This window comes from Rhodococcus sp. IEGM 1370, assembly GCF_033142325.1.
Taxonomy (GTDB): Bacteria; Actinomycetota; Actinomycetes; order Mycobacteriales; family Mycobacteriaceae; genus Rhodococcoides.
In genome coordinates this window covers 22503-34275 of sequence record NZ_JAWLRY010000031.1, presented here as the reverse complement: position 1 = coordinate 34275, position 11773 = coordinate 22503, and the positions used below count along the sequence as shown (strand labels likewise).

The window sequence follows — 11773 nt, the reverse complement described above, 5'->3', positions numbered from 1 at the left end:
GGGCACGCCCGCGACCCCGATAGTTCCTACGCGCACACCCAGCCCAACGACGGCCACCTCGAAATCGAAACAGCCCGTTTCCCGCCTACGAGAAGGAATTGTGGACAACCACGTCAGTGGCGTCCGACGCAATCAGCGCCGCCAACTGGATCCGCGCCTGCCCCGCCCGCAGTTCCCGGGAGAACACCGCACCCGCATCGACCAGATCGTGTCCACCCCCGCCGCCGCCGTACGTCGGCGAGGTCTCACCGAACGGCACCCGCGTCGTGACGACCACGTGCACCCCAGCAGCCACTGCTTCTTTCACCGCATGCACCACGCCGGCGTTGGTGTTGCCCGAGCCGAGAGCCTGAAGCACGATGCCCGACGCCCCCGCCCGGCGGCACGCATCGATCTGCAGACCGTCGGCACCGGGATACAGCGCGACGATGTCCACGCGGATCCCGGCAATGGGCTTCCACGGAAACGGTTTCGGTCGCGGCAATGCGGCGGAACGGAACGCGTCGAGCTGGGTCGTGTGTTTCTTGATCGCACCCCGCGCCGGCAGCAAGCGCCCACCGAAGGCGATCAGCACACCACGCTCGGACTGCGCTGCTGCCACTGCCGCGGCAATGTTGCCGGGGCCGTCCGGATCGACATGATCGGCAGTGCGCTGCGCGCCGGTGAACACCACCGGACGCTCGTCGTCGTGGAACAGATCGACGTACAACGCCGACTCCTCCATGGTGTCCGTCCCGTGCAGCACCACCACTCCGACGCATCCGTCCTCGGCGAGCGCGTCCGCCACCGCCGTCCGGATGGTGTCGAGATCCGCGAAGTCCAAGGCCGAGCTGTCCTTCGACATCACCTCGCGCACCGCGACGCCGTCGACATCCACCCCGACACCGGCGACCGGACGAGAAACCCCGTGCTCGTCGCGACTACTGGCGATGGTGCCGCCGGTAGTCAACAATGCGACATGGTCAGTTCTGTCGGGTCGTTCCTGCAGGCTCCACTCCTCAGTCACTGCGCGCCGCCACCTCTCGAATTCGTTTGCGGCACAGGAACCAACCACCGACGAGCATCGGCGCGATGAGCAGGATCGACGCCACCGTCCAGGTACCGACCGGTTTGTCGAAGGCCATCAGCACGAGTACACACGCCAAGAAGCCTAGCGTTGCGTATCCGGTGTACGGGGCACCGAACAATCGGAACGCAGGTCGAGTGACCGCACCGGTCTTGGACAGCGACCAGAACTTCAGCTGACACGCCACGATGACGGCCCAGGCGCTGATGATGCCGAGAGCGGCGAGGTTGAGGACGATCTCGAATGCCTGCGCCGGGACCACTGCGTTGAGCACGACGCCGAGCAGCGTCACCACCGACGTCAGTGCAATTCCGCCGTACGGCACACCCGATTTGTTCATCCGCGCAGCGAATGCGGGAGCCGAACCGGCGATCGCCATCGAATGCAGGATGCGTCCGGTGGAGTAGAGGCCGGCGTTGAGCGAGGACAGTGCCGCAGTGAGGACCACGAGGTTCATGATCGCGTCGGCACCCTCGACGTCGATGGCTCCGAAGAACGTCACGAACGGACTCTCACCGGCCTGATAACTGGTGTACGGCAACAACAACGAGAGCAGCAGCACCGAGCCTACGTAGAACACGACGATACGGATGATGACGGTGTTGATCGCCTTGGGAATGACCTTCTCGGGGTTCTGCGTCTCCCCGGCAGCGGTGCCGACCAGCTCGATCGAGGCGTACGCGAACACCACGCCCTGGATCACCACGATTGCAGGCAGCAGCCCGTTGGGGATCAGTCCGCCGTTGTCGGTCAGCACACTCAACCCCGGCTCCTGACCGTCGATGGGCGTTCCGAAGATGACGAAGTAGGTACCGATCAACAGGAACGTCACCAGTGCAACTACTTTGATGAGCGCGAACCAGAACTCGAGCTCACCGAACACCTTCACCGACACCAGGTTCAGACCGAGAACGAGCAGCAGGCCCCCGAGTGCGAACACCCACTGGTCGATGTCGCCGAGCGGGGCCCAGTACTTCTTGAAGAAGTTCATGTACAACGCCACGGCCGTCACGTCGACGACCGCCGTCATCGCCCAGTTCATCCAGTACAGCCAGCCGGCCGCGAAAGCGACCTTCTCGCCGAAGAATTCGCGCGAGTACGAGACGAACGAGCCCGAGGTCGGCCGGTGCATCACCAGTTCGCCCAGAGCGCGCAGGATCAGGAAGGCGAAGAATCCGCACAGCGCATACACCAGTACCAGCGCCGGACCTGCGTCGCGGAGGCGGCCACCGGCTCCCATGAACAGCCCGGTCCCGATGGCACCGCCGATGGCGATCATCTGAATCTGACGTGGTGCCAGCTCTTTTCGATAACCGGGGTCTTCCTCGGTGAAGGCCTTGCGGGTATCGACACTCCTGTTCTCGGTGCTCATCGCGTCACCTCGTCGACGTCTCGGGAGCATCTGCATGCTCGACCGGTGCCACTCGAAGGTTGGCGAGGTGCTCGGGACTCAGGAGCCGATCGAGCTCGTCCCGGGCCAGCAGCCCCTTCTCGAGTACGAGGTCGACCACATTGCGCCCACTGACCAACGCTTCCTGGGCAATCGCAGTCGATTCGACGTATCCGAGATACGGGCTCAGCGCGGTGATCAGGCCGATGGAGTTCTCGACGCGCTCACGCAGCAGATCGACGTTGGCGGTGATGCCGTCCACGCAGCGATGCGCGACGGTGCGGCACGCGGCACTCAGATGCGCCATACCGTCGGACAGGGACTTGACGATGATCGGCTCGAATGCGTTGAGCTGCAACTGTCCTGCCTCGGCCGCCATCGTGATCGTGACGTCGTGCCCGATCACCTCGTAGGCGACCTGATTTAGCACCTCGGGGATGACGGGGTTGACCTTGCCGGGCATGATCGACGAACCCGCCTGCATCGGAGGCAGATTGATCTCGTTGAAGCCTGCCCGCGGACCGGACGACAGCAGCCGCAGATCGTTGCAGATCTTCGACAGTTTCACCGCAACCCGCTTGAGCACACCGGACAGGTGGACGAACTGGCCGACGTCCTGCGTTGCCTCGATCAGGTCCGTTGCCGTCACCAGCCGCAGACCGGTGATGGTCCGCAGATGCGCGACGGCCGATTCGGTGTATCCGGCAGGAGCGTTGAGTCCGGTGCCGATGGCGGTGGCTCCGAGGTTGATCTCGTGCACCAGCAGTGCTGCTTCCTCGAGCCGCGAGCAGTCCTCGTCCATCATGATCGCGTAGGTGCCGAACTCCTGACCGAGAGTCATCGGCACCGCGTCCTGCAGCTGTGTGCGGCCCATCTTGACGACGGTGGCGAACTCGCTTGCTTTGCGGCCGAACGAATCTCGCAGCACCTTCATCGAGGCGATGAGCTCGTGCACCGCGAAGATGGTCGCGATGTTCACCGACGTCGGGTACACGTCGTTGGTGGACTGCGACGCGTTCACGTGCTCGTTGGGGTGCAGCATGCTGTACTCGCCGTGGGCGTGCCCGAGGATTTCCAGCGCACGGTTGGCGATGACCTCGTTGGCGTTCATGTTGGTCGAGGTGCCCGCACCACCCTGGATGACGTCGACGACGAACTCCTCGTGCCACTGGCCGTCGAGAATCTCCTGGCACGCCGTGCGGATTGCTTCCCCGCGGGCGGCGTCGAGAATTCCGAGATCCTGATTGGCCGACGCAGCTGCCCACTTCACCGCTGCGAGTCCGCGAACGAGGTGCGCGTTGGTGGAGATCGGACGCCCGGTGATGGGGAAGTTCTCGAGAGCGCGCAGGGTGTGGATCCCCCAGTACGCAGTCGTCGGGATGTCGCGTTCGCCGAGAAGATCCTTCTCGATGCGGGTATCGGCCACGGTTGCGCTCCTTGATGGGGTGTCCAGCTGTCCGGCTGTCTGACAGGTAGAGTGTGGCGCAGAACACCTCATCGGTCAACCCCAAGCTAGGATTGCGTCATGAACCTGTCGGACAGCTGGGCAGTCAGTGCGCCCACGAATGCCCGAATGAGCGCAGCCGAGGCGGTGTTCGCCGACCTCCGCTCGGCGATCGCGTCGGGCGATCTCCCCGTCGGGCAGAAGTTGCCTTCCGAGGCCGCGCTCGCCACCCGGCACAGCGTCAGTCGCTCGGTCATCCGTGAGGCGCTGCGTTCCTGCCATGCCCTCGGCCTGACCGAAACCAAAACGGGCCTGGGCACTTTCGTCGTTCGCGACCGCGTCGGAAACGACCTCGACATCGGCAACTACGCGGCCCGCGAGCTCATGGAGGCCCGCCCTCACGTGGAGATTCCCGCTGCCGGCTGGGCCGCGGAGCGTCGCACCGACGAGGAGTTGACGGTGCTCGCCGGTCTGGCCGACGAGATGCGCTCCGAGGACGACCACGAGGCCTGGGTGCTGCTGGACGCGCAGTTCCACACGGCGATCGCGCGAGCGAGCAAGAACCGTGTGTTCGAGGCGATCATCGTCGATATTCGGGATGCGTTGACGCGGCAGTCGGAGACCCTCAACCTCGTCGCACATCGGCAGCAGCAATCCAACGTCGAACACGACGCGATCGTCGACGGCATCAGATCCGGCGAATACGACGCGGCAGCCCGCGCCATGACCGTGCATCTCGATGCGGTCCGGGGTGCAGTGGAGTCGCTCGCCGATCGGCCGGATCAGTAGTACGACTAGGCCGGGAGTGGAGCCTGCGGAACGACCCCTACTAGGCCGGGAGTGGAGCCTGCGGAACGACCCCTACTAGGCTGCTGCCGTGACGAAGGTATTGAACTCTCTCCCGGTCGGTGAACGAATCGGCATTGCATTCTCCGGCGGTCTCGACACCTCGGTGGCCGTGGCATGGATGCGCGAGCACGGCGCAGTGCCGTACGCCTACACCGCCGACATCGGTCAGTACGACGAACCGGATCTGTCCGATGTCCCCGAGCGCGGCCTGGCCTACGGGGCCGAGCAGGCGCGGCTCATCGACTGCCGCGAGCCTCTCGTCGAAGAGGGTCTGGCTGCACTGACCTGCGGCGCATTCCATATTCGTTCTTCGCTGCAGACGTACTTCAACACCACCCCGCTCGGCCGCGCGGTCACCGGCACGATGCTGGTCCGCGCCATGCAGGAAGACGGCGTCTCGATCTGGGGCGACGGATCGACGTACAAGGGCAACGACATCGAGCGGTTCTACCGCTACGGCCTGCTCGCCAATCCGCAGCTGCGGATCTACAAGCCCTGGCTCGACGAGGCATTCGTCGCCGAGCTCGGCGGCCGGCACGAGATGTCGCAGTGGCTCAGCCAGCGCACGCTCCCCTACCGCGACTCCGCCGAGAAGGCGTACTCCACCGACGCCAACATCTGGGGCGCCACCCACGAGGCCAAGAGCCTCGAATACCTCGACACCTCGCTCGAGATCGTCAACCCCATCATGGGCGTGAAGTTCTGGGACCCCGAGGTGGAGATCGCTGCCGAAGAGGTCACCGTCGAGTTCGAGCGCGGCCGCCCGGTCCGCATCAACGGCAAGACCTTCGACAGCGCTGTCGACCTCGTCATGGAGGCCAACTCCATCGGCGGTCGCCATGGTCTCGGCATGAGCGACCAGATCGAGAACCGCATCATCGAAGCCAAGAGTCGCGGCATCTACGAGGCCCCCGGCATGGCGCTGCTGCACATCACCTACGAGCGACTCGTCAACGCCGTCCACAACGAGGACACCGTCGCGTCGTACCACAACGAGGGCCGTCGACTCGGACGCCTGCTGTACGAGGGACGCTGGTTCGATCCGCAGGCGCTGATGCTCCGTGAGGGCCTGCAGCGGTGGGTCGGCAACGTCGTCAGCGGCAGCGTGACACTGCGACTGCGCCGCGGCCAGGACTTCACCATCGTCGACACCCAGGGCAGCAACTTCAGCTACCACCCCGAGAAGCTGTCGATGGAACGCAGCCAGGGCCAGGCATTCTTCCCCGGCGACCGCATCGGCCAGCTCACCATGCGCAACCTCGACATCGCCGATTCACGCAGCAAACTCGAGCAATACGCCGCGCAGAATCAACTCACCGCTTGGGGCGACCTGATCGGCGAACTGCCCGCAGGCGGAGCCGACGCCATCGCAGCAAGCGGCCCCGACAGCTCCGTCGACTCCTCGGCACTCGACCACGCCGCCATCGAGTCCGGTACCGACTAGAACTGCTTGCGCAACTGGGTCGTTCCGCAGGCTCCACTCCTGCCCGAACTCGCAGTTATGCACGGATTTCCGCCGATTTCCGTACATAACTGCGAGTTCGGCGGGGTCAGTCTTCTGCAGGCTCGACCAAGCCCTGATGCTCGTCCCGCTCCGCCCATTCGAGTAACTCGTCGATGGCGAACACTGCGTCGTCGATGCCGGCGTGCAGGTCACCCAACTCGGCGAATCTGGCCGGCACCGTGAACATCGTGAACTCGCGCGGGTCTACGCTCGCGACCTCGTCCCAGGAGATCGGCGTCGAGACCGTCGCCTGTTGATTTCCGCGCACCGAATACGCGCTGGCGATGGTGTGATCGCGGGCATTCTGGTTGTAGTCGACGAACAATTTCGACGGGTCGCGGTCCTTGCGCCACCACGTCGTGGTCACGTCCTCGGGTGCGCGACGCTCGACCTCACGCGCGAAAGCCAGCGCAGCCCTTCGTAAATCCTTGAATCCGTAGGCCGGGTCGATGCGCACGTAGATGTGCAGTCCATGACCGCCGGAGGTCTTGGGCCAGCCGACGGCTCCGAGGTCTTCCAACACCTCCTGAACGACCCCGGCGACGCGTCGCACTCGGTCGAAGGGGCAGTCGGGCATCGGGTCGAGGTCGATGCGCCACTCGTCGGGCATCTCCACGTCGGCGCGGCGGCTGTTCCACGGATGGAACTCGACGGTCGACATCTGCACCGCCCAGGCCACGTGCGCCAACTCCGTCACGCACAATTCGTCGGCAGTGCGGTTGTAGCGGGGGAAGGTAACCTGCACCGTCTCGAGCCACGGCGGCGCTCCGTTGGGTACGCGCTTCTGGTGCACCTTGTCTCCGGCGAGACCCTTGGGGAAGCGGTGCATCATGCAGGGCCGCTCCCTCAGTGCCCGCACGATGCCGTCGCCCACGCTCAGGTAGTAGTTCACCAGATCCAGCTTGGTGGCACCGCTGTCGGGGAAATACACCCGATCGGGGTTGGAGATTCGTACGATGCGGTCGCCGACCGGTAACTCGATCGACGGTGAGCTACTGGCCATGAGATCGAGCGTAGGCGATCACGAACGCAGCGTGATGCCGTATCGGTCTCGCTTGCGGTAGATGGTCGCTCGGCTCATGCCGAGTTCCTCGGCCGCGTCGTTCATCGTGATGCCGGGCTGCGAGAGCACGCGAATCATCTCGTCCCGCTCGAATGTCTCGATGCGGGTGAGTCGATGGGTGGTGTGCGACAGCACCTCCGGCGGCAGGTGTTCGATGCCGATGACGTCTGCGCGGATCGCGGCCCGATGCATGACCGTCGCCAGTTCCGCGACGTTTCCCGGCCAGGCGTACTCCCGCAGCGCCCGCTCGGCGGCGGTGGTCAGCCTGACGGCCCGGCCGCGTACCCGGCCCGCGAGGTGCAGGGCGAGCGGCGCGATGTCGTCGGGCCGATGTCGCAGGGAAGGCAATTCGACGACTGTGCGCAGCAATCCGGCGAGTGCATGCGGAACGTCGTCGTAGTTCGATGCCGTGACGGTCACCGGCACACCTGCCCCTGCACGACGAAGCAGTTCCGCCAACGTGTCTGCCGCACGGGCGGGCAGCCTGTCGACATCGCGGATGACCACGGCGGTATCGGGTTTCGGCAATTCAGGGGTCCACAGGTCGAGCCAGGCCTCGACGTCACGGGCAGCGGGCGCACCGGCGCTGAGGATGCGGCCGCGGGGCCGAGATGTCCGCAGCGCTCGGGCCAGGACGGTAGCTCGTCCCGATCCCGCCTCGCCGACCATCAGTACCGAACCGTGATCGGCCAGCGCCGATGTCGCCGAACCGAGTGCACTGCGCCAGGCCGGCGAGAGGTCGTCGACGATGCCGGATCCTGTTCCGCTGTGCGCGGTCTCGACCCGGAAGACCTCACCGCGCGGTGCGGGCCTGGGCTGCTGGCCCTGCGACCGTGCGAGCATCATCGCCGAGGTGTTTCCGGCCGCCGATTGGGCAAGGGCCAGAAGCAGATCCGAGGACGACTGCGACCACGTCGTGAGATTCACACACCCCTCCACCCGGCCGGTCAGTGGATCGAGAACGGGAGCGGCCGCACACGTGTACCCGGCCAACGAGAGCGAGTAGTGTTCGTCCGCCTTCACCACCGCAGGTACCCGATCCGCCAGCGCGAGTGCGAGTCCGTTGGTGCCGGTCTGATCCTCGGCGTAGGAGAACCCGGGTGCCAGGTGCACGCGATCGAGCGCGGCCAGCAACTCGCGGTCCGCGCTGACGCGATCCAGTACGAGACCGTCGGCGTCGGTCAGCATCATCGATACCGGCTCGTTCGCCAGCGTGTCGCGCAGACCGTCGAGCACCTCCCGGCCGCAGCGATAGAACAGGGATTCGCCGTCGTACGTTCCGGAGAAGACGGGAGCAACCTCGTCGAGCGAGACCCCGTACCGCTGGCTGCGATGCCACGACGCCAGAAGGCGGTGGGAGACGGCAGCGAGGGGCTCGGAGTGGAGTCGGGCTCGCACGAGACCCTCCGGTTCAGCCATGTGACCCACGTTACATTCGCATGTCGCAATCTCACCCCGCCGATCGTCTCGAATTGAGACGTCGAGGGGCCCCCGAGGCGGCCCCACAGCCCTACCGTCGTGCACAGATCAACGTGACCCACGTCACGCACTGCAATTCGGGAGGCCCACCGCATGTACACGAAAAACGGCGAGAACTACTTCATCGTCGACGCCCACATCGCCCTGTGGGATGCGCGCGCGGAGAACCAGCGCAACATCCACGGCAGGCAGTTCATCGACTGCTTCTACGACTACCACCGCAACCTGTCCCCCGAATCCGAGCTGTGGAGCTACGAGGAGTACCTCTACCAGGGCGGTGAGCGGCTGATGCACGACCTGTTCGAGATCGGCTACGTCGATCACGCCATCTTCCAGCCGGCCCACCTCGGCGAGTTCTATCACCGAGGTTTCGGGCAGACCGACGAAGCATCGGCACTGGCTGCGGCCAACCCGGACAAGCTGACCTACAACCACCACTTCGATCCTCGCAACGGCGAGCGTGGCCTCGACCAGCTACGCGCGGACGCAGAACGATTCGGGCTGAAAGGCGTCAAGCTCTACACAGCCGAGTGGAACGGCGATTCCCGCGGCTACAAGCTCGACGACGACTGGACGCGGCGCTACCTCGAAGTGTGCCGCGAGGTCGGCATCAAGAACATCCACGTACACAAGGGCCCGACCATCCGCCCGCTCGACAGAGATGCGTTCGACGTCGCGGACGTCGACCACGTGGCCACCGATTTCACGGACCTGAACTTCGTCGTCGAGCACTGCGGACTGCCGCGGCTCGAGGACTTCTGCTGGATCGCCACCCAGGAACCGAACGTGTATGCCGGACTGGCCGTGGCCATTCCGTTCATGCACACGCGTCCGAAGTATTTCGGGCAGATCATGGGCGAGCTGCTGTACTGGCTGGGCGAGGACCGCATCTTCTTCTCCTCCGATTACGCGCTGTGGACGCCCAAGTGGTTGGTCGAAGGATTCGTCGATTTCCAGATCCACGAGTCCCTCGACGAATACGCGCCCATCACGATCGAGCAGAAGAAGAAGGTGCTCGGGCTCAACGCCGCGAAGATGTACGACATCCCGGTGCCCACCGAGCTGCAGCTGCCCGACGCCGACGAAACCGAGACCGGACCGCGTCAACCCGAACGCGCCGACCTCGCGGGGGTGTGATGTGTCGGTAGTTGCAACCCTGTCGAGGCACGACGAGGCGTTCGCCGCTCTCGGACTCGTCCTCGATCCCGAATTGGACGAGCCCATCACCGATCTCGGGTTCGTCCGATCCCTCGAGGTCGACGACGGCGTCGTGCATGTTCATCTCCGGCTGCCGACGTCGTTCTGTTCACCGAACTTCGCGTATCTGATGGCGGGAGACTCCAAGGACGTGCTGACGGCGTTGCCATGGACCGAGCGAGTGCTGGTCGAGCTCGACGATCACCACGACTCGGACAAGATCAACGCCGGCCTTGCCGCCGACGCCGGCTACCGCGGCACTTTCGGACACGAAGCCGAGGAGAACCTCGACGAGCTACGAGCGACGTTCCGCCGCAAGGCGTACGTAGCTGCGATGGAACGCTCGCTCAAAGCATGGTTGCGGGCGAATCCCGATGCGACCGAGAACGATCTGTCGACGGTCGTGCTCGGGGATCTTGCGGACGACCGAACGTCGAACGCATTGCTCCGCCGCCGTGAGGCACTCGGACTTCGCACGGATCCGGCCGCCTCGGCGCTGGTCGATCACGCCGGCCGCCCGCACACCGGGGACCTGACGATGGTGATGCGGCGAGCCCGCGCCACCCGCGTGTCGATCGACGGCAACGCGCACTTCTGCCGCGGACTGCTGCAGACCCGCTACCCCGGTGCCGAGGAACAGCAAGTCCCACGCGCAGAGGGCGCATTCATTCCCCTGACCACTGTCGCTGTCCCACAACGCACTACACAGGAGCATTCACGATGAGCACGATGCGCGCCGTCCAGGTTGTCGGCTACCACCGGAAGCTGGAGATGACCGAGGTCCCGATTCCCGAAGTGCAGGGTCCCCTGGACGTAATCGTGAAGATCGGCGGAGCAGGCGTGTGCCGCACCGATCTGCACATTCTCGAAGGCCAGTGGGCCGAAAAGTCGGGTGTCACATTGCCGTACACGATCGGCCACGAGAACGCTGGCTGGGTGCATGCGGTGGGATCGGCCGTCACCAACGTCACCGAGGGCGACAAGGTGATTCTGCATCCGCTGGTCACGTGTGGACTGTGCCGCGCCTGCCGATCCGGCGACGACGTGCACTGCGAGACAAGCGATTTCCCGGGAATCGACACCAACGGTGGGTACGCGGATTACCTGCGGACCAACGCCAGGACAGTGGTGAAGATCGACGACTCGCTCGAGCCGTCCGCGGTGGCCGCACTCGCCGACGCCGGCCTGACCGCCTATCACGCGGCGGCAAAGGCGGCCCGACGGCTGACACCACGCGACAAGTGTGTCGTCATCGGTGCAGGCGGCCTCGGCCACATCGGCATCCAGGTTCTCGAGGCGCTCTCCCCCGCTGAACTGATCGTCATCGACCGCAACGCCGACGCCGTGAAACTTGCTCTCACCTTGGGTGCCGACCACGCGGTGGTCGCCGACGGCAGTCAGGTGGACCAGATCATGGAGCTCACCGGCGGGTTCGGTGCCGAGGTGGTGCTCGACTTCGTCGGCGAAGGTGGTTCCACCGCAGAAGGATTGGCGATGACCAGACGGGCCGGCGACTACCACGTCGTCGGATACGGCGAGAACATCGATGTACCGACGATCGACCTGATCTCCGAGGAGAAGAACATCGTCGGCAACCTCGTCGGGTCGTACAACGACCTGTGCGATCTGATGTCGCTCGCCGCGCGAGGCGCGGTGAACCTGCATACGCAGACCTATGCGTTGGACGACTTCCAGAGCGCCATCGACGACCTCGACAACGGACGTGTTCGCGGACGCGCGATTCTCGTACCGTGAAAACGGGTAGTAGCAAGAACCATCAC

The 11773-nt window shown here is 64.9% G+C and carries 10 protein-coding genes; 5 read left to right on the top strand and 5 right to left on the bottom strand.

From position 1 onward, the window contains the following. Positions 1 to 85 precede the first annotated feature (85 nt). Genes R4P47_RS23860 through R4P47_RS23850 form a run of 3 tightly spaced genes read right to left on the bottom strand, consistent with a single transcriptional unit; the run spans position 86 to position 3882 of the window. Positions 86 to 1006 (bottom strand): asparaginase, encoded by a 921-nt coding sequence (locus R4P47_RS23860; RefSeq protein ID WP_317785958.1) that lies wholly within the window; start codon positions 1004 to 1006, stop codon positions 86 to 88. Then, entirely contained in the window at positions 999 to 2438 is a 1440-nt protein-coding gene (locus tag R4P47_RS23855; protein ID WP_269595087.1) for an amino acid permease, read from the bottom strand. The genes R4P47_RS23860 and R4P47_RS23855 overlap by 8 nt, the downstream gene beginning before the upstream one ends. Positions 2439 to 2442: 4 nt before the next feature. Then, a complete protein-coding gene (locus tag R4P47_RS23850) occupies positions 2443 to 3882 on the bottom strand; it encodes an aspartate ammonia-lyase (RefSeq protein ID WP_317785957.1) in 1440 nt (479 codons plus the stop codon). A gap of 99 nt (positions 3883 to 3981) precedes the next feature. Here R4P47_RS23850 and R4P47_RS23845 point away from each other — a divergent pair, with 99 nt between their 5' ends. Together R4P47_RS23845 and argG are read left to right on the top strand one after the other, a co-directional pair. After that, positions 3982 to 4689 carry a FadR/GntR family transcriptional regulator gene (locus R4P47_RS23845; protein WP_068048192.1) on the top strand — a complete coding sequence of 236 codons (708 nt, stop codon included), beginning with the start codon at positions 3982 to 3984 and terminating at the stop codon, positions 4687 to 4689. A gap of 88 nt (positions 4690 to 4777) precedes the next feature. Further along, positions 4778 to 6193, top strand: coding sequence for an argininosuccinate synthase (gene argG, locus R4P47_RS23840; RefSeq protein WP_068048189.1), 1416 nt, complete (start codon positions 4778 to 4780; stop codon positions 6191 to 6193). A gap of 106 nt (positions 6194 to 6299) precedes the next feature. On the opposite strand, the gene ligD is transcribed toward argG, so the two are convergent. Both ligD and R4P47_RS23830 read right to left on the bottom strand, forming a co-directional pair. Beyond that, positions 6300 to 7256 (bottom strand): non-homologous end-joining DNA ligase, encoded by a 957-nt coding sequence (gene ligD, locus R4P47_RS23835; protein WP_317548341.1) that lies wholly within the window; start codon positions 7254 to 7256, stop codon positions 6300 to 6302. An 18-nt stretch (positions 7257 to 7274) separates the two neighbouring features. Next, on the bottom strand, positions 7275 to 8735 hold the full coding sequence (locus R4P47_RS23830; RefSeq protein ID WP_317785956.1) for a helix-turn-helix domain-containing protein: 1461 nt from the start codon (positions 8733 to 8735) through the stop codon (positions 7275 to 7277). A 153-nt stretch (positions 8736 to 8888) separates the two neighbouring features. Here R4P47_RS23830 and R4P47_RS23825 point away from each other — a divergent pair, with 153 nt between their 5' ends. Genes R4P47_RS23825 through R4P47_RS23815 form a run of 3 tightly spaced genes read left to right on the top strand, consistent with a single transcriptional unit; the run spans position 8889 to position 11747 of the window. Next, a complete protein-coding gene (locus tag R4P47_RS23825; RefSeq protein WP_317785955.1) occupies positions 8889 to 9932 on the top strand; it encodes an amidohydrolase family protein in 1044 nt (347 codons plus the stop codon). 1 nt (position 9933) lies between these two features. Further along, entirely contained in the window at positions 9934 to 10716 is a 783-nt protein-coding gene (locus tag R4P47_RS23820; RefSeq protein WP_262498440.1) for an iron-sulfur cluster assembly protein, read from the top strand. Positions 10717 to 10721: 5 nt separating this feature from the next. Beyond that, positions 10722 to 11747 carry an NAD(P)-dependent alcohol dehydrogenase gene (locus tag R4P47_RS23815; protein WP_094641432.1) on the top strand — a complete coding sequence of 342 codons (1026 nt, stop codon included), beginning with the start codon at positions 10722 to 10724 and terminating at the stop codon, positions 11745 to 11747. Positions 11748 to 11773: the final 26 nt, after the last annotated feature.